This window comes from Caballeronia grimmiae, assembly GCF_000698555.1.
Lineage (GTDB): Bacteria > Pseudomonadota > Gammaproteobacteria > Burkholderiales > Burkholderiaceae > Caballeronia > Caballeronia grimmiae.
In genome coordinates, this window is sequence record NZ_JFHE01000003.1 from 218,339 (window position 1) to 236,351 (window position 18,013).

General features: G+C 65.3%; 14 protein-coding genes. 6 read left to right on the forward strand and 8 right to left on the reverse strand.

From position 1 onward, the window contains the following. Window positions 1-29: 29 nt before the first annotated feature. Window positions 30-212 (reverse strand): rubredoxin, encoded by a 183-nt coding sequence (locus tag BG57_RS05355; RefSeq protein ID WP_035961154.1) that lies wholly within the window; start codon window positions 210-212, stop codon window positions 30-32. A 170-nt stretch (window positions 213-382) separates the two neighbouring features. Between BG57_RS05355 and BG57_RS05360 the strand changes: the two genes are divergently transcribed. The 5 genes from BG57_RS05360 (at window position 383) to BG57_RS05380 (ending at window position 8,407) form a co-directional block, all read left to right on the forward strand. After that, window positions 383-793 (forward strand): DUF4399 domain-containing protein, encoded by a 411-nt coding sequence (locus BG57_RS05360; RefSeq protein ID WP_035961156.1) that lies wholly within the window; start codon window positions 383-385, stop codon window positions 791-793. A gap of 132 nt (window positions 794-925) precedes the next feature. After that, window positions 926-2,860 carry an ATP-binding cassette domain-containing protein gene (locus BG57_RS05365; RefSeq protein ID WP_035960736.1) on the forward strand — a complete coding sequence of 645 codons (1,935 nt, stop codon included), beginning with the start codon at window positions 926-928 and terminating at the stop codon, window positions 2,858-2,860. Between the two features lie 268 nt (window positions 2,861-3,128). Beyond that, a complete protein-coding gene (locus BG57_RS05370) occupies window positions 3,129-5,108 on the forward strand; it encodes a DNA topoisomerase IV subunit B (protein ID WP_035960737.1) in 1,980 nt (659 codons plus the stop codon). A gap of 37 nt (window positions 5,109-5,145) precedes the next feature. Then, a complete protein-coding gene (gene parC / locus BG57_RS05375) occupies window positions 5,146-7,464 on the forward strand; it encodes a DNA topoisomerase IV subunit A (RefSeq protein WP_035960738.1) in 2,319 nt (772 codons plus the stop codon). Window positions 7,465-7,948: 484 nt separating this feature from the next. Then, complete coding sequence (locus BG57_RS05380; RefSeq protein WP_035960739.1) at window positions 7,949-8,407, forward strand: CopD family protein; 459 nt, start codon at window positions 7,949-7,951, stop codon at window positions 8,405-8,407. Between the two features lie 22 nt (window positions 8,408-8,429). On the opposite strand, the gene BG57_RS05385 is transcribed toward BG57_RS05380, so the two are convergent. From BG57_RS05385 to BG57_RS05410, 6 genes are all read right to left on the reverse strand, one after another. Further along, window positions 8,430-10,838 (reverse strand): putative bifunctional diguanylate cyclase/phosphodiesterase, encoded by a 2,409-nt coding sequence (locus tag BG57_RS05385; protein ID WP_035960740.1) that lies wholly within the window; start codon window positions 10,836-10,838, stop codon window positions 8,430-8,432. 346 nt (window positions 10,839-11,184) lie between these two features. Continuing rightward, window positions 11,185-12,081 carry a PhzF family phenazine biosynthesis protein gene (locus BG57_RS05390; protein WP_035960743.1) on the reverse strand — a complete coding sequence of 299 codons (897 nt, stop codon included), beginning with the start codon at window positions 12,079-12,081 and terminating at the stop codon, window positions 11,185-11,187. A 77-nt stretch (window positions 12,082-12,158) separates the two neighbouring features. Further along, window positions 12,159-12,620, reverse strand: coding sequence for a RidA family protein (locus BG57_RS05395; RefSeq protein WP_035960744.1), 462 nt, complete (start codon window positions 12,618-12,620; stop codon window positions 12,159-12,161). Window positions 12,621-12,648: 28 nt separating this feature from the next. Then, window positions 12,649-13,845 carry an aminotransferase-like domain-containing protein gene (locus BG57_RS05400; RefSeq protein ID WP_035960745.1) on the reverse strand — a complete coding sequence of 399 codons (1,197 nt, stop codon included), beginning with the start codon at window positions 13,843-13,845 and terminating at the stop codon, window positions 12,649-12,651. A 90-nt stretch (window positions 13,846-13,935) separates the two neighbouring features. Next, the gene (locus BG57_RS05405; RefSeq protein ID WP_035960746.1) at window positions 13,936-14,880 is read right to left on the reverse strand and encodes a DMT family transporter; all 945 of its coding nucleotides are present in this window, start codon (window positions 14,878-14,880) and stop codon (window positions 13,936-13,938) included. 38 nt (window positions 14,881-14,918) lie between these two features. Next, window positions 14,919-15,734 (reverse strand): VOC family protein, encoded by an 816-nt coding sequence (locus BG57_RS05410; RefSeq protein WP_052005636.1) that lies wholly within the window; start codon window positions 15,732-15,734, stop codon window positions 14,919-14,921. 201 nt (window positions 15,735-15,935) lie between these two features. Between BG57_RS05410 and BG57_RS05415 the strand changes: the two genes are divergently transcribed. Continuing rightward, the gene (locus tag BG57_RS05415) at window positions 15,936-17,417 is read left to right on the forward strand and encodes an aminotransferase-like domain-containing protein (RefSeq protein ID WP_035960747.1); all 1,482 of its coding nucleotides are present in this window, start codon (window positions 15,936-15,938) and stop codon (window positions 17,415-17,417) included. Here BG57_RS05415 and BG57_RS05420 read toward each other — a convergent pair. After that, entirely contained in the window at window positions 17,341-17,922 is a 582-nt protein-coding gene (locus BG57_RS05420; RefSeq protein WP_035960749.1) for a hypothetical protein, read from the reverse strand. The genes BG57_RS05415 and BG57_RS05420 overlap by 77 nt on opposite strands. Window positions 17,923-18,013 lie beyond the last annotated feature (91 nt).

Genomic DNA, 18,013 nt, shown 5'->3' on the forward strand with positions numbered 1-18,013 from the left:
GGCGTCGCGTTTGCAGCGACGCCATGACATCAGAACTCGACGACGACGAAATCTTCCTTGCCGACGTCGCATTCCGGGCAGCGCCAGTCGGCGGGAATATCGGCGAAACGCGTGCCCGGCGCGATGCCTTCGTTCGGCAGGCCGTCTTGCTCGTTATAGACCCAGCCGCAAATCAGGCACACCCAGCTTTTGTATTCGATGACTTCGCTCACGACAAACTCTTGATCTGAAAATGGAAACAGGCCGCCCGCGCCGCGCATGGCGCGCGGCATCCGGCGAGCCGGCATCTTACCCGAATCGGCGGGCGCGTTCCCGATCCGCGACGCGCGGAGCGGTGTATGCTTGGTCGCGGTTTGTGGCTGCCATCGACCAGGAGAATACGATGCTCAAAAACATGTTTTGCGCCGCCGCGCTGTCGGGCGCGCTCGCGCTCACCGCTTTCCCGGGCGCGGCTCACGCGCAATCGCACGTCAGCTTCGTCGAGCCGAAGGACGGCGCGACCGTCACCAGTCCGGTTCACGTCAAGTTCGCCGTCGAAGGCATGAAGATCGCGCCGGCCGGCACGATGACCGAAGGCACGGGCCATCATCATCTGCTGATCGACAGCGGCCCGCTGCCCAAGGGCACCGTGATTCCGGCCAGCGATACGTCGCTTCACTACGGCAAAGGCCAGACCGAGGCCGACGTGAAGCTGCCGCCCGGCGATCACACGCTGACGATGCAGTTCGGCGACGGCGCGCATCGCTCGTATGGGCCGGAGATGGCGCAGACGATCAAGGTTCACGTGAAGTAGCCGCGAGGCATCGGCCATTCGGCCGATGCGCAGAGAAGCGGCCGAACGCGCCGGTCAACATCGGTACAATGGCCGCTTCCACGGTATCGCCATGACTGGCGTATCGTTCACCGTTCGTTCGCATTCATCCCCATGTCGCTTTATTCCATTTCGGACGCACAGCTTGCGTTCGGTCACGTCGCATTGCTGGATCACGCGGATTTCTCGCTCGAAGCGGGCGAGCGCGTGGGACTGATCGGCCGTAACGGCGCGGGCAAGTCGTCGCTGTTGAAGATCGTCGCGGGGCTCGCCGCGCCCGACGATGGTCTCGTCACGCGCCAGAACGAGCTGTCGACCGTCTACGTGCCCCAGGAACCCGAGTTCGATCTCGACGCCTCCGTGTTCGATGTCGTCGCCTCCGGTCTCACCGATGCGCGCTCGCTGCTCGACGAATACGACAGCGTCGCGCATCGCCTTGCGGACACGCCCGAAGGCGCGGAGCACGACGCGCTGCTCGCCCGCATGAACGCGCTGCAGTCCGCACTCGACACCCGCGACGCGTGGAACTGGCGCACGCGCGTGGCGACGACGCTCGCGCAGATCGGCCTCGACGGCGACGCGCGCGCAGGCTCGCTCTCCGGCGGCATGAGAAAGCGCGTCGCGCTGGCGCGGGCGCTCGTCGTGCAGCCGGACGTGCTGTTGCTGGACGAGCCGACCAACCATCTCGACTTCGAAGGCATCCGCTGGCTGGAGGATTTGCTCGTCACCTTGCGCACGGGCTTGCTCTTCATCACGCACGATCGCGCGTTCCTGGATCGCGTGGCGACGCGCATCGTCGAACTGGATCGCGGACGCCTCCTGTCGTATCCCGGCAATTTCAGCGCGTATCAAGTTCGGAAGGCGCAGCAACTGGAAGTCGAGCAGGTGGAGCAGGCCAAGTTCGACAAGCTGCTCGCGCAGGAAGAAGTGTGGATTCGCAAGGGCGTGGAGGCGCGGCGCACGCGCAGCGTCGGACGCATCGCGCGGCTCGTCGAAATGCGCAACGAACGCGCCGAACGCCGCAACGTGCAGGGCAACGTAAGGCTCGATGTCGGGCAGGGCGAGAAGTCCGGCAAGATCGTCGCGGAACTGACCGATGTGACGAAGCGCTATGGCGAGCGCACGGTGGTGGACAGCTTCACGGCCACCGTGATGCGCGGCGACAAGGTCGGTCTTGTCGGGCCGAACGGCGCGGGCAAGACCACGCTGCTCAAGCTGATTCTCGGCGAACTTCAGCCCGACGAAGGCAGCGTTCGCACTGGCACGAACATCCAGACCGCGTATTTCGATCAGATGCGCGCGCAACTCGATCTCGACAAGTCGCTTGCGGACACCATCAGTCCCGGCAGCGAATGGGTCGAAGTGAACGGCGTGAAGAAGCACGTGATGAGCTATCTCGGCGACTTCCTGTTCGCGCCCGAACGCGCGCGCTCGCCGGTGCGGTCGCTGTCGGGCGGCGAGCGCAATCGCCTGCTGCTGGCGCGGCTCTTCGCGCGTCCGGCGAACGTGCTGGTGCTCGACGAGCCGACCAACGACCTCGACATTCCCACGCTCGAACTGCTCGAAGAACTGCTCGCGGACTATGACGGCACCGTGCTGCTCGTCAGCCACGACCGCGCGTTTCTCGATAACGTCGTCACTTCGGTGTTTGCGGCGGAAGGCGGCGGCAAGTGGCGCGAGTATGTCGGCGGCTTCTCGGACTGGCAGGTTCAGCGCGAACGTTCGGATCGCATCGCCGAGGAGGCGGCGCGGCAAACCGCCCGCGAAGCGCCGAAGGAAGACGCGCCGAAGGACAGTGCAGCGGGCCGCAACGCGCAACGCACGGTGAAGCTGTCGTTCAAGGAACAGCGCGAGCTCGAAGCGCTGCCGGGGCGTATCGCGGAACTGGAGGAGGAGCAGAAGCGCATCGGCGCGCAGCTCGAAGATGGCTCAATCTTCGCCACGGACGCGAAGGAAGGCGCGCGGCTGTCCGAGCGTCACGCGGCGATCGAAGAGGAACTGCTCGTCGCGCTGGAACGATGGGAAGAGCTGGAAGCAAAGCGCAAGTAAGCCGGGCTTGCACGGCTTCGGGGCCGCCGTCAAGATGGGCGCGGCCCGCGAAAACCGCTATTCTCCTAGCGCGGCGCGGCCCGTGCATGCGACCCAGTCCGTTCACGCCGGCTTCGTCAGGCAATCATCGAGCATTCGATCAAGCATTTCCCGGCATCCGGGCAGACGCACAGTGACCTTTCCCGCGCGTTCATCGATGCCGGACCAACGTTCAGCTATGTCCACGAAAAAATCCAGTGCGGCCGAAGCAGTCCCCGTGAAGCGCACCATGAGCGCGAAGGCGGCCGGTTACAGCGAAGCATCGATCAAGGTGCTCAAAGGGCTCGAGCCGGTCAAGCAGCGGCCCGGCATGTACACGCGCACCGAGAATCCGCTGCACATCATTCAGGAAGTGATCGACAACGCGTCCGACGAAGCGCTCGGCGGCTTCGCCAAGCAGATCATGGTCACGCTGCATGCGGACAACTCGGTGTCGGTGGAAGACGACGGCCGCGGCATTCCGTTCGGCCTGCATCCCGAGGAAGGCGTGCCGGTCGTCGAGATCGTGTACACGCGCCTGCATGCGGGCGGCAAGTTCGACAAGGCCGCCGGCGGCGCGTACACCTTCTCGGGCGGCTTGCATGGCGTCGGCGTATCGGTGACGAACGCGCTCGCCACACGGCTCGAAGTCACGGTCTGGCGCGACAACAAGGTCGCGCAACTCGCGTTCGCCAACGGCGATGTCATCGAGCAGCTCACCGTGCGCTCCGCCGATCGCGGCGAGAAGAAGACCGGCACGCGCGTGCGCGCCTGGCCGAACCCGAAATATTTCGATTCCCCCAATCTGCCGCTCGGCGAACTGCAGCGGCTTCTGCGCTCGAAGGCGGTGCTGCTGCCGGGCGTCGAAGTCACGCTCGTCATCGAGAAGAGCGGCGAGCGTCAGACGTGGAAGTACGAAGACGGCTTGCGCGGCTATCTGCTGGAAGGCATGGGCGGCGGCGAACTGCTGATTCCGCTCTTCGAAGGCGAACGCTACGCCGAAAGCTCGAAGAACACCGAAGAGACCTTTGCCGAAGGCGAGGGCGCGTCGTGGGTCGTCGCGTGGAGCGAGGAAGGGCCGCTCATGCGTGAATCGTATGTGAACCTGATTCCGACGCCCGCGGGCGGCACTCATGAATCCGGCTTGCGCGACGGCCTCTTTCAGGCGGTCAAGAACTTCGTCGAAATTCACAACCTCCAGCCGAAGGGCGTGAAGCTGCTTGCGGAAGACGTGTTCGCACGCGTGTCGTTCGTGCTGTCGGCGAAGGTGCTCGATCCGCAGTTCCAGGGGCAGATCAAGGAACGTCTCAATAGCCGCGATGCCGTGAAGCTCGTGTCCTCGTTCTCGCGGCCGGCGCTGGAGTTGTGGCTCAATCAGCACGTCGAATACGGCAAGAAGCTGGCGGAACTCGTGATCCGCCAGGCGCAGGCGCGCACGCGTGCGGGCCAGAAGGTCGAGAAGCGCAAGAGCTCGGGCGTGGCCGTGCTGCCGGGCAAGCTGACCGATTGCGAATCGACGGATATTGCGCGCAACGAACTCTTCCTCGTCGAGGGCGATTCGGCGGGCGGGTCCGCGAAGATGGGCCGCGACAAGGAGTTTCAGGCGATCCTCCCGCTGCGCGGCAAGGTGCTGAACACGTGGGAAACCGAGCGCGACCGGCTTTTCGCGAACAACGAAGTGCATGACATCGCGGTGGCGATCGGCGTCGATCCGCATGGCCCGGACGATCAGATCGACCTGTCGAATCTGCGTTACGGCAAGATCTGCATCCTGTCGGACGCGGACGTCGACGGCGCGCACATTCAGGTGCTGCTGCTCACGCTCTTCTTCAAGCACTTCCCGCAACTGATCGAACGCGGCCATGTGTGCGTCGCGCGTCCGCCGCTTTTCCGCGTCGATGCTCCCGCACGCGGCAAGAAGCCCGCGCAGAAGCTCTATGCGCTCGACGAGGGCGAGCTCGAAGCCATCCTCGACAAGCTGCGCAAGGACGGCGTGCGCGAGACGCAATGGAGCATCAGCCGCTTCAAGGGTCTCGGCGAAATGAGCGCGGAACAGCTCTGGGACACGACGATGAACCCGGACACGCGCCGTCTGATGCCGGTCGGTCTGGGCGATCTCGGCTTCGATCTCACGGTGTCGCGCATGACGATGCTGATGGGCAAGGGCGAAGCGGCATCGCGCCGAAGCTGGCTCGAAGAGAAGGGCAACGAAGTCGAAGCGGACATCTGACGCTTAACCGACGCAACGCTTCAAGAACGGAAATTCGATGGGAATCACAGACGATCTCTTCGCCGCGCAGACCGCACCGGACGGCGACCAACTGACGCTCGGCGATTACGCCGAACGCGCGTATCTCGACTATGCGGTGAGCGTGGTCAAGGGCCGCGCGCTGCCGGATGTATCGGACGGGCAAAAGCCCGTGCAGCGCCGCATTCTCTACGCGATGAGCGAGATGGGCCTCGCGAGCACCGCGAAGCCGGTGAAGTCGGCGCGCGTGGTCGGCGACGTGCTCGGCAAATATCACCCGCACGGCGACCAGTCGGCGTACGACGCGCTCGTGCGTCTCGCGCAGGACTTCTCGATGCGCTATCCGCTCATCGACGGGCAAGGCAATTTCGGCTCGCGCGACGGCGACGGCGCCGCGGCCATGCGATACACCGAAGCGCGCCTCACGCCGATCGCGCGCCTCCTGCTCGATGAAATCGATCAGGGCACGGTCGATTTCATGCCGAATTACGACGGCTCGTTCGAAGAGCCGAAGCTCTTGCCTGCGCGTTTGCCGTTCCTGCTGCTGAACGGGGCGTCGGGGATCGCGGTCGGCCTCGCGACGGAGATTCCGTCGCACAACCTGCGCGAAGTGGCCACTGCCGCCGTCGCAATGATTCGCGATCCGAAGCTCGGCCATGCGAGCGTGATGGAAAAGCTCAACGGTCCGGACTTTCCGGGCGGCGGGCAGATCATCTCGTCGCAGGCGGAAATTTCCGCTGCATATGAAAGCGGGCGCGGCAGCCTGAAAGTGCGGGCGCGCTGGAAGATCGAAGACCTCGCGCGCGGCCAGTGGCAACTCGTCATCACCGAACTGCCGCCGAATACGTCGGGTCAGAAGGTGCTCGAAGAAATCGAGGAACTGACGAATCCGAAGATCAAGCTCGGCAAGAAGACGCTCACGCCCGACCAGTTGCAGACCAAGCAGACGCTGCTGGGTCTGCTCGACACCGTGCGCGACGAATCCGGCAAGGACGCGCCGGTGCGCCTCGTGTTCGAGCCGAAGTCGAGCCGTATCGATCAGACGGAGTTCGTCAATTCGCTGCTCGCGCATACGAGCCTCGAATCGAATGCGGCGATCAACCTGGTGATGATCGGCGCGGATGGCCGGCCACGGCAGAAGGGCATCGTCGAGATCCTGCACGAGTGGGTCGGCTTCCGCTTCGTGACGGTGACGCGCCGCACGCAGCATCGCTTGAACAAGGTGAACGACCGCATCCATATTCTCGAAGGGCGAATGATCGTCTTCCTGAATATCGACGAAGTCATTCGCATCATCCGCGAAGCCGAGGAGCCGAAGCAGGCGCTGATTGCGCGCTTCAAACTGTCGGACCGGCAGGCCGAGGACATTCTCGAAATCCGTTTGCGTCAGTTGGCGCGGCTCGAAGCAATCAAGATCGAGCAGGAGCTGTCCGAGTTGCGCGACGAGAAGACGAAGCTCGAAGAGTTGCTCAACAGCGATGCGGCGATGAAGCGGCTGCTCATCAAGGAGATCGAAGCCGATGCGAAGCAGTACGGCGATAACCGGCGCACGCTGATTCAGCAGGCGACGCGCGCGACGTTCGAAGCGCGTGTCGTCGATGAGCCGGTGACGGTGGTCGTATCGCAACGGGGCTGGGTGCGCGCGCTGAAGGGACACGGGCTCGATCCCGCCGGCTTCACGTTCAAGGCCGGCGACAGCCTCTACGCGGCATTTCAGGCGCGCACGCCGGATACGCTCGTCGCGTGGGGCAGCAATGGGCGCGTGTACTCGGTGCCGGTTGCGGCGCTGCCGGGCGGGCGTGGCGATGGCGTGCCGGTGACGTCGCTGATCGAGCTGGGATCGGGCACGCATCTGCTGCATTACTTCGCGGCATCGGCGGATCAGCCGTTGTTGCTGGCATCGAGCAATGGCTTTGGCTTCATCGCGAAGATCGGCGACATGGTGAGCCGCGTGAAGGCGGGCAAGGCGTTCATGACGATCGACGAGGGCGCGACGCCGCTCGCGCCGATGCCGGTCGTGCCGGGCGCGACTCATGTCGCGTGTCTGTCGAGCATGGGCCGCCTGCTGGTGTTCGGCATGGACGAAATGAAGACGCTGTCGGGCGGCGGACGCGGCGTCACGCTGATGGCGCTCGATCCGAAGGAAACGCTGCGTCAGGCGCTGGCGATCGATTCGCGCGGCGTCGTGCTGACGGGGACGGGACGCGGGGGCAAGGTGAGAGACGAGAAGCTCGCGGGGGCGCAGTTGCAACTGCATATCGGCAAGCGGGCGAGGAAGGGCCGCGTGCCGGATACGACGTTGAAGGTCAGTGAGATGCGGCCGGTTTTTGAGGGGTAGGGTTGGGGTTGAAAGGCGCCTCGCAGCGGGAGTTGCGAGGCGTTTTTGGTTTTGGATTTGATGCGGGGGTTGCGCGGTGTTCTGCGCCGGGGATGCGGCGGTTCAATTGCGGGATAAGGACGTGCCGTAGTAATCGTCGGCGAGAAGCGCAGCGCGGAGAAATCGTCACGCCCTTTCACGTCTCTCATCCTTTGGTTTCCTTATTGATTGGCGGATGGATTCGACCTGCGATTGGAACGTACCCGCTTCGCTCTCAGCCATCGGAATAGACTCGAAATCGGAGCGCGAGATAGTCTGCTTATGGGACAGGTTTCTCGTCCGCTTCATCCGTGTAATCAGAAGCCCAAAACCATACCGGTGACAAGCGCGCCCCGCCGACCCAACGCCTCCTCCACAGCCCCAATCACATTCCCCAGGAACTGACGGCCCGCACCCTAGTCGAACGCCCAACCTTCATCCGTCACATCGATTCCCCGGAACCCCCATGACCAAAGCCATCGAAGCCGCGCTTTTCCTTCACCTGCTCGGCGTGGCCGTGTGGATAGGCGGGATGGTCTTCGCGCATTTCTGCCTGCGTCCCGCGCTCGGCGATCTCGCGCCGCAGTTGCGCCTGCCGCTTTGGGAAGCCGTGTTCGCGCGCTTCTTCAACTGGGTCGCGGGCGCGGTCATCGTCATCCTCCTCACCGGCGGCTTCCTGCTCGCGCAATTCGGCGGCGGTCACGCGGCCTGGCCGCTTCACGCGATGGCCGGCCTCGGCATCGTGATGATGCTGATTTTCGGGCACATCCGCTTCGGGGTGTTTCCGCGCATCCGCCGCGCAGTGCAGGCGCAGAACTGGCCCGATGGCGCACGAGCCGTCGGCACCGTCCGGCGGCTGGTCGTCGTCAATCTCGTGCTGGGGATCGTCACGATCGGAACCGCGGTCCTGTCCCGCGGCTTCTGAGCGCAGCCGCGACAGACGCCGATCAGCCGCCGCGCTCGTCGCTGAGCGCGGGATGCTTGCGCCCGCGCGCCGTCCGTCCGACCGGCCAGCCGCAGACGCCGAAGCGGTCGAGCAGGGCCTGCACGCCATCGGCGGGAACCGGACGGGAGAACAGGAAGCCTTGCGCTTCCACCGGCCCGAGCGCCGCCAGCCACGCGATCTGCTCTTCGCGCTCCGTGCCCTCGACGACGACAGTCAGCCCGAGCGAGCGCGCGAGATTCACGATCGCCGATACCATCACGCAGACGCTGCGGTCTTCGGGAATCGCCTGGATGAACGAGCGATCGACCTTCAGCGTATCGACCGAAAAGCGGTTCAGATACGACAGCGACGAATATCCGGTGCCGAAGTCATCGAGCGCGATGCGCACGCCCAGCCGCTTCAGCGCAACGATCTTCTCCTCCACCAGCTCCGGATATTCGACCATCACGGTCTCGGTGATCTCGAGTTCGAGCTTGTCGGGCGGAATGCCGCTCGACGTGATCGCGCGCGCGACCGTCTCCAGCAGATCGCCGCGCCAGAACTGCACCGCCGAAATGTTCACCGCGAGCGACAGCCCCGAATAACCCTCGCGCTGCCATTGGGCGAGTTGCGCGCACGCGGTATGAATCACGAAATCGCCGACCGCGACGATCAGCCCCGTCGATTCCGCCACCGGAATGAACTCGATGGCCGGTATCAGTCCGTGCTGCGGATGGTTCCAGCGCACGAGCGCCTCGAATCCCGTGATGCAGCGGCGCGCCAGATCGATCTTCGGCTGATACACGAGGAACAGCTGCTCCTCCGTCAGCGCGACGCGCAGTTGCTGCTCCCACTTCATCAGGTGATCCGCGCGATGCGACAACTGCGGCGAATAGAACTGATAGCAGTTCTTGCCCGCGTCCTTGGCGCTGTACATGGCGAGGTCCGCTTTCTTCAACAGGTCGATTTCACTTTCGTTCGACACGGAAAACAGCGCAATGCCGATGCTCGCATGCAGCACGAACGCGCTGCCGCGCACGTCGAAGGGCGTCGCGAACATCGTTGCGATGTCGTTGGCGAGGGTGACGGCGCGCTGCTCGACATCGTCCCCCTTGACGACGACCACGAACTCGTCACCGCCGATGCGCGACAAGGTCCCGCTGTTGCCCACCGTCTCCGCGAGCCGCGAGGCGGTCATCTGCAACACGATGTCGCCGGCGTTGTGGCCGAGCGTGTCGTTGACGGTCTTGAAGTTGTCGAGGTCGATGAACAGCAGCGCGAGCCGCCCGATGTTCTCGGTCTGCGCCACGTCCTGCCGCAACGCGCGCAGCGTCGAATAGCGGTTGCGCAGGCCGGTGAGCAAGTCGTATTCGACGAGATGCGTCATCTCGCGTTCGCGGCCGAGCAGCTTGCCGATCAGGCCGGTCGCGACCGCGAAGAAGCCGAGCATCGCGAGGGAAATGAAGCTCGCCATCAGCAGATAGACGTTGCGCGTGTGGTGATAGTCGGCGAACTCCTCGCGCTCCGACAAACCGACGAGCACGCCGAGCGGATAGCCGTCGATATGCCGGTACGACACGATGCGCTTCACGTGGTCGATCGGATCGACGTAAATGCCCGATGCGTGGCCCGAAGTGGGGTAGACGCCGCTCGCGCTGAATTCCGCCTGAGCGGGCGCCGCGTCGCTACTCGCGCTCCCTTTCGTGACGGCGCCGGGCGACGGGCGTTCGGTCAGCGTGCCGCCCGCGCTACGGGCGAGCACCGCGCCGTTGTCCGACACGACGGCGATCACGCCTTCGCGCCCGATCGACGCGACGTTGTAGAAGTCGTTGGTGAAGTAAGTCGGATCTTCGGAAACCACCACGACGCCCGCGAACGATCCGTCCGGATGATTGAGCCGCCGCGTGATTTGCAGCGTCCACTTGCCGGAGAGGCGTCCGTGCACCGGGCGGCTGATGTAGAGCAGGTCGTCGTTGGAATGCACGTGCACCCTGAAGTGTTCGCGATCCGACAGGTCAATCGGCTTCGGCCGCCGGTCCGACGTATTCGCGACCAGCTTGCCGTTCGCGCCGATCAGCGAGACCTGCACGAGCGTATCGCTCTGCACGACGCCTTTGTCGACGGTGGCGGCGAGATCGAAGTCGCCCGGCGATTTCTCGTATTCGTACTTGACGAACCGCGTGATCTGATCGACCTGATGGATCGCCTTGATGGTGTGCTGTTCGAGCGCCGAAGAAAGAATGGCGGCGGAGGCTGTCGACTCATGCGTGGTCGCGTCGCGCTCGACCGACAGGCGCGCGAAGATCACCGCCCACAGCAAGCCGAGCACGAGCGTGCCGAGCACCGGAATCGCGAGCAGCGCGCGGCGCCGCCGGATGGCCGGGGCGCTCGCGCGGGAATCGGTTGCTGCGTGGGAGCGCGCACGCTTCATAAAGCGCCTGAGGTAAAAACGCCGCACGGCGCCCGCCGTGCCGGCGACCGCGCGAAATGTAAAGGGTGATGCATGTGCTGAGGCGTTCCCCGAAACGGATCAATCGAGCGTAGTCTGCGCGCCTTGGGACCGGGAAACCTGATGCCGCGCCCATCCGGCTGGCGCGCTCGCGGGATTGCGTTCGGGTGATGACGCCTTGATTGTGCCGGTGGCGATTCATACCGATCGCCGCCCGCCGCGCTTGTCATCCGGTCCCCAATGTTCGGATAGTACTGAAGGCGCACGAATTAAGGAAGGGCAACGGCGCGGCGTCGGGGTTTACGCCCTGCGCACGCAGGTCATTGTTTCAGAAGCGGAAAGTACCGTCGACGACCGTCACGGAATCGCCGCCGATCCATACCGGCGCGCCGTTCGCGCGATCGTCGTAGGCGATGCTGACGCGACCCTCGCGACCGAGAGCCGTGCCCTGACGCACCGTATAGGCATCGCCGGGGCGCTTGCCTTGCGCCGTCAGCAGCACGGCGAGCGCCGCGTTCGCGCTGCCGGTCACCGGGTCCTCGATGTTCTCCGCGCCGAGCAGCAACGTGCGCAGTTCGAACGTCGCGGGCGCGCCGCCGTCGTGCGGACCGTAGACGACGATTCCATGCGTGCCCACTTCCGCGACGAGCGCGGTGAGCGCCTGCCGCGCGGCGGGCGACAGCGTCATCGCAAGGCATTGCGCCGCGTCCCGCAAGCGGATGAGGAGCCACGGCACGCCATTGTCGACCGCGCAAGGCGGCGCGCTGAAGTCGATGGCCACGGGCGCGAGCGCATCGGCGAGACGCTTTTGCTGATCGTCGTCGAGCGGCGCGATGCGCGCGGGCGGCGCGGCGAACGCCCATTGCGCGTCGGCACGCTTCGCGAGCCTCACCAGCCCGACACCGCACTCCTGCACGAGCGTGCCCGGCACCTTCGGCGCATAGCCGCTTTCGAGCAGCGCGTGCGCCGTGCCGAGCGTCGGATGCCCGGCGAAGGGAAGCTCCGTCGCCGTCGTGAAGATGCGCACGCGATAGTCGGCGCGCGGATCGGTCGGGCGCAGGATAAAGGTCGTCTCCGACAGATTCGTCCAGCGCGCGATGGCCTGCATGCGCTCGGTCGTGAGATCGTCGGCGTCGAAGATCACGGCGAGCGGGTTGCCTCTGAACGGAACGGACGTGAAGACATCGACCTGTTTGAAGCGGACGGTGCGAGTGGATAAGGTCATGCGCGAGAAAGGGAGGGGTCGAAAAAAAACCCGACGCGCGGACACGTCGGGTTTCGCTGGAATCGATGCAGCCGCGCTCAGCCCACTTCGGCGATCAGCTCGATTTCGACGCACGCGCCGAGCGGAATCTGCGCGACGCCGAATGCGGAGCGCGCGTGCTTGCCGGCATCGCCGAACACTTCCGCGATCAGTTCCGATGCGCCATTCGTCACGATGTGCTGCTCGGTGAAATCGGGCGTCGAGTTGACGAGGCTCATCACTTTCACGACGCGCTTCACGCGGTTCAGGTCGCCCGTGTGTGCATGCAGTGTCGCGATCAGGTCGATGGCCACGCTGCGCGCGGCGGCCTTGCCTTCTTCGGTCGCGATGTCCGCGCCGAGCTTGCCCGCGTGCACCTTGCCGTCCTTCTTCGCGATATGCCCCGACAGATAAACGGTGTTGCCGCTTTGCGCGCTCATCACGTAGGCGGCGGCCGGCGCGCCCGCGACGGGCAATTCGATGCCCAGTTCCTTCAGCTTGTCATACACGTTCGATGCCATCGTTGCTCCTTGATTGCGTTGCAGAGATTCAGAGGCTCGCGCGAATCAGCGCGCCGAGCTTCGCGACGCCTTCGTCGATCGTCGCGGGCGGCACCGTGACGAAGGAAAGGCGCATCGTGTTGTGTTCGGCATGATTCGCGAAGAAAGGGCCGCCCGGCACGAAGGCCACGTTCTGCGCGATGGATTGCTCGAGCAGCTTCATCGAATCGATCTGCTGCGGCAGCTTGACCCATACGAACATGCCGCCTTCCGGCCGGTTCCATTCGACGCCCGCCGGCATGTGACGTTCCAGCGCCGCGAGCATCGCCGCGCATTGATCGCGATACAGCGCGCGGATGGTCGGCACGTGCTCGTCGAGAAAGCCGTCCTTCACGACTTCATGCACGATGCGCTGCGTGATGCTCGGCGTGTGCAGGTCGGTGGCCTGCTTCGCCTGCACGAGCTTGAAGTGCAATTCCTCGGGCGCGATGATGTAGCCCACGCGCAAGCCCGGCGCGAGCACCTTCGAGAACGAGCCGAGATGCACGATGTGATCGGGCGCCATCGAGAGTAGCGTCGGAAGCGGGGCGCCGGCGTAGTCGAGCGCGCCGTAGGGATCGTCTTCGATGACGGGGAACGCGGCTTCGTTTGCGAACGTGGCGAGTGCGCGGCGGCGTTCGAGCGGCAGGCGCCGGCCCGTCGGATTCTGAAAATTCGGCTGCGCGTACAGCAGGCGCGCGTTCGCGACGAGCGCGGCATCGAGCCGCTCGGGAATCAGGCCGGATTCGTCCGTCGGCACCTGCACGTAAGTGGGCTCGAACATCGAGAACGATTGCAGCGCGCCGAGATAGGTCGGCGTTTCGACGAGGACACGGCTGCCCGGATCGACGAGCACCTTGCCGAGCAGATCGAGCGCCTGCTGCGAGCCGGTCGTGATGAGCACTTGCGTCGGGCGGATCGTCGCGCCGTTCACCGAATAGCGCGCGGCCACCCACTCGCGCAGCGGCATGAAGCCTTCGGTCGCGCTGTACTGGAGCGCCGCTGCCGGTTGGTCGCGGAGGATGCGCTCGGACGCGTGGCGCATCTGCTCGACGGGAAACGTCGCCGGCGAAGGCAGCCCGCCCGCGAAAGAAATGACTTCGGGCCGTTCCGTGACCTTGAGGATTTCACGAATCGCCGAACTGGTGAGCTTGCGGGCGCGTTCGGAAAGTTGCCACGGCGTGGCGCGGAGATCGGCTTGATTCATGAAGTGCCTCGGTTGTCTCTGGGTTTGGTTCTGGGTATCGCGTGACGAGGGACGCGCAAACAGCGATTATCGCCCGGGCGCGTCACTGCGTCACTTGGCGTGGCGGGCAGCCGTCACCGGATGCGCTGCCGGCGTCGCGACCGCTGCCGGCGCGGCGCGCACCGCCGTCTTGCGGCCCAGCACGACGGTCACGATGACGGCCGCCGCATACAGCCACGTCGACGCGCTCACGTGCTCGCCGAAGAAGAGCGCGGAGAGCGCCATTGTGAAGAAGATCTGCAGCAGTTGCACCTGGCCGACGCGGGCGATGCCGCCCATCGCAAGGCCCGCGTACCACGCGAAGAAACCGATGAACTGCGAGAAGAGCGTCACGTAGCCGAACGCGAGCCAGGTGCGCAGAGCGAGCGGCTCCGGATGCGCCGCATGATGCGCCCACGCGAGCCAGCCGACCGGCAGCAGCAGAAACGGCGCCGACAGCACAAGCGCCCAGCAGATGACCTGCCAGCCGCCCATCTGACGCGCGAGCCGCGCGCCTTCCGCATAACCGAGCGCGCCGATGCCGACCGCGACGAGCATCAGCAGGTCGCCCGCCTGAAGACCGCCGCCGCCCGCCTGCAACGCGAACGCGACGACGATCGCGCTGCCCGCCACCGCGCTTGCCCAGAAGGCCTTCGACGGCCGTTCGTGCGAAAGCCACGCGGCATAGATCGCGACGCACAGCGGCTGCAGGCCGTTGACTACCGCGCCGTGCGAGGCGGGGACGGTTTTCATCGCCCAGGCGGAAAACACCGGGAACGCGATGATCACGCCCAGCGCGACTACGCCCAGGCTCTTGACTTGCGGCCACGTCGGCAGCTTTTCGCGACGCCACGCGAGCAGCAGCGCCGCCGGAATCGCCGCGACAAGCGCACGCCCGAGGCCGTTCAAAAGCGGATGCACTTCCTGCACGACGATGCGCGTCATCGGCAGCGTCAGGCTGAAAATGACGACGCCGATCAGGCCAAGCAGCATGCCTTCGGTTTCGCAGGTCTTCATGGTGCGGCGTCTCCTTTTTATTGCAGCGCGCCGGGCGCTCAGTCGGGTGTGTCGTGTGAAAGCGGCAGTTCGGGTTCCGCCTGCGCATCCTCGATTTTCTTGCTCTTGACGCGGCGGCGCTTGGCGACGTCCTGCTGCGCGCGCCGCGCGGCTTCGGCGGCTTCCGCCGCTTCGCCGAGCGTCAGCGTCGAGCCGTCCGGCAGTTCGAATTCCGCGACGAGCACCGGCGCGCCGGCCGTCGATTCGACGCGCATCAGATGCGACGCTCCGAGCCACGCAAGCTGTTCCGCGATGACATCCGCGTTCGGATGGAAGCCCGTCAGTGCGCGCAGCGCGATGCCGGTGGCGGGAAGCGCATCGCCCGGATGGCGCGGCGTGTCCCACTGAATCAGTGACGGCAGCACGCCATCGCCGGCGGCCTGCCATGCGGGGAACGCGCCGTCGTCGGGAACGGTGAGATTCCAGGTATTGCCGCCGCGCGACATCGCCACGACCGGCGCGATGCGCTCCGGATACTGCTCGCGCCAGCGCGTGAGCGACTTCGGCCGGTCCACGCGCGCGACCCAGTGGACGAGTTGCGGGCCGCTCGCGAGGCGTTCCTGCATCGCGGGATCGTCGAGCGCGAAGAGGCGGGGACGAGGCGCTTCGCGCGGCGCGGCGGCCGGATCGGCGGCGATCACTTCGACGTATGCGCCGCCCCACAGGCCAAGCAGCCGATTGTGCGTGCCCATCAGCGGATGCGCGCCGCCGGGCTCGGACTCGACCCCGAACTTCGCGGCGACGAACTGCGCGCCTTCGTCCAGCGTGCGCGCGGCGATCACGAGATGGTCAAGTTTTAGCGGATGAGCGGTCATGGTCAACGGATGGAGCGAAGTCGGGGCGTTAGCATAACCGTTCGCCAACCGGGGCGAGAAGCCTTGCCGTCCGGTCGCCGGAACGGAAAATGTAACGGTAATGACCAGAACAGTAACGGTACAATCGGCCAGATTGGATTCGGTACAGTTCGTCAGCCGACGACGTCTGCACTGCTCATCAGGAACCCGCGAGGAACCGCCATGTCCGTCCCGCTCGATCTGATTCCCGCCCCGCACGACGCCACGCAACTCACGCTCGTCGATCAACTGGTTCAATGGGGCCGGCGGCGTATCGACGAACGCGTGTTTCGCCCCGGCATGCGCATGCCGTCGATCCGCAAGCTCGCCGTCGACAAGGGCGTGTCGCGCTTCACCGTCGTCGAAGCGTATGAGCGGCTCGTCGCGCACGGCTATCTCGACTCGCGGCGCGGCTCGGGCTTCTACGTGCGCGACCGTATCGTGTCGGCGTCGCCGGCGGCGGGCGTGGCGGCGCAGAGCGAACCGGTGCAGAGCGCCATCGACGTCGTCTGGCTGCTGCGCAACATGCTGCATACGGCGAGTCCGGAAAAGGGACCGGGCCTCGGCTATCTGCCGGGCCGCTGGCTCGACGGCGAACTCATCACGAATGCGCTGCGCTCGATGAGCCGGCTTTCCGGCGCGCAGATGCTCGGCTTAGGCACGCCGCAAGGGTTCCTGCCGCTGCGCCAGCAATTGCAGACGCGGCTCGCGGAACTGGAGATCGGCGCGTCGGAGCAGCAGTTGGTGCTCGTGTCGGGCATCACGCAGGCCATCGACCTGATCGCGCGACTTTACGTTAAGCCGGGCGACGCGGTGATCGTCGGCGATCCGGCGTGGTTTCAGATGTTCGGGCGCTTCGCGTCGCAGGGCGCGCGGCTCGTCGGCATGCCGTACACGCCCGATGGTCCCGATCTCGACGCCCTCGAAACGCTCGTCGCGACGTGGCGGCCGAAGATGCTCATCATCAATTCGGTGCTGCACAATCCGACCGGCACGTCGCTGACGGCCGCGCAGGCGTTCCGCATCCTGCAACTCGCGCAGCAGTACGATTTCATCGTCGTGGAGGACGATGTCTACGGCGATCTCTGCCCGACCGGTTATCCCGCGACGCGCCTGGCATCGCTCGATCAACTGAAGCGCGTGATCTTTCTCGGCAGTTTCTCGAAGACGCTGGCGGCGAATCTCCGCGTGGGCTATATCGCGGCATCGGCGGACGTGGCGAAGGCGCTCGCCGACCAGAAGATGCTCGTCGGCATGACGAGTCCGGAGCTGAACGAGCGCGTCGTCTACAAGGTGCTGACCGAGGGACATTACCGGCGGCACGTCGAGCGCTTGCGCGGGCGGCTCGACGGCGTGCGCGACAAGACCGCGCGCATGCTGGAAAGGACCGGCCTGAGGCTGTTCACGACGCCCGACGCGGGCATGTTCCTATGGGCCGATGCAGGCGTCGATTCCGAAGGCCTCGCGGCGGCGGGTCACGAAGCCGGCTTTCTGCTGACGCCCGGCAGCCTGTTTTCGCCGCAGCAGTCGCCGACGACGTGGATGCGCTTCAATATCGCCAATTGCGGCGATCCGGCGCTGCCCGGGCTCATCTCGAGCCATCTGGAGAAAGTCGCGCGGCGCGGCGTTTCGGCAGATGACGGCGATCGGACGGCGCGTCGATGAAACCCCCGAGCACGGTTTCATAGAGCGCGAGCGCATCGGGCGTGTGGCGGTAACGCCGTTCGTACAGCCGGCTCTGGGCGTCGCAGAAACGCAGCGCGAAGTAATCCGCGAGCAGGTTGCCTTGCGCTTCCATATTGTAGTCGGACAGGCGCTTGCCCGCGCCGAGCGTGTAGCCGTAATTCAGCCCGATGCGGATCGCCCCGCGGGTGCGCACCCAATAGCCAAGCTGAAACTGCCAGACGTGCGTCATCTCGTGGATGAACCACATCTGATCGGAGATGCCGCAGGCGGCGAAATCATCCTGATGGCAGGCCGGCGGGAAATAGAGGCTGCCGTTCGGCGCCATCGCGGTGTGCGCGGGCTGCAGCCCGAACGGCAGATACGGCCGCGCGTGGACGCGGACCGTCGAATAGTCGATCGCATCGCGGAAGACGAGACGCGCGATCGCGATTTCGTTCGGCGTCAGCGGACGGGCGCGTCGATCGGGCGGGTGCGGCGCAAGCATGTCGGTCGTCTCGATGATTCGGGATGCGCATCTTAGCGAAGCGCATCGGCATCGGCTCTTGAAAAGGTTTGGACCGTCCTCATATCGGACA

Coding starts and splice junctions, on each gene's coding strand:
- BG57_RS05415 (WP_035960747.1), top strand. CDS start 15,936: ATGTCCGTCCCGCTCGATCTGATTCCCGCCCCGCACGACGCCACGCAA.
- BG57_RS05405 (WP_035960746.1), bottom strand. CDS start 14,880: ATGAAGACCTGCGAAACCGAAGGCATGCTGCTTGGCCTGATCGGCGTC.
- BG57_RS05380 (WP_035960739.1), top strand. CDS start 7,949: ATGACCAAAGCCATCGAAGCCGCGCTTTTCCTTCACCTGCTCGGCGTG.
- parC (WP_035960738.1), top strand. CDS start 5,146: ATGGGAATCACAGACGATCTCTTCGCCGCGCAGACCGCACCGGACGGC.
- BG57_RS05410 (WP_052005636.1), bottom strand. CDS start 15,734: ATGACCGCTCATCCGCTAAAACTTGACCATCTCGTGATCGCCGCGCGC.
- BG57_RS05385 (WP_035960740.1), bottom strand. CDS start 10,838: ATGAAGCGTGCGCGCTCCCACGCAGCAACCGATTCCCGCGCGAGCGCC.
- BG57_RS05400 (WP_035960745.1), bottom strand. CDS start 13,845: ATGAATCAAGCCGATCTCCGCGCCACGCCGTGGCAACTTTCCGAACGC.
- BG57_RS05370 (WP_035960737.1), top strand. CDS start 3,129: ATGAGCGCGAAGGCGGCCGGTTACAGCGAAGCATCGATCAAGGTGCTC.
- BG57_RS05395 (WP_035960744.1), bottom strand. CDS start 12,620: ATGGCATCGAACGTGTATGACAAGCTGAAGGAACTGGGCATCGAATTG.
- BG57_RS05390 (WP_035960743.1), bottom strand. CDS start 12,081: ATGACCTTATCCACTCGCACCGTCCGCTTCAAACAGGTCGATGTCTTC.
- BG57_RS05420 (WP_035960749.1), bottom strand. CDS start 17,922: ATGCTTGCGCCGCACCCGCCCGATCGACGCGCCCGTCCGCTGACGCCG.
- BG57_RS05360 (WP_035961156.1), top strand. CDS start 383: ATGCTCAAAAACATGTTTTGCGCCGCCGCGCTGTCGGGCGCGCTCGCG.
- BG57_RS05365 (WP_035960736.1), top strand. CDS start 926: ATGTCGCTTTATTCCATTTCGGACGCACAGCTTGCGTTCGGTCACGTC.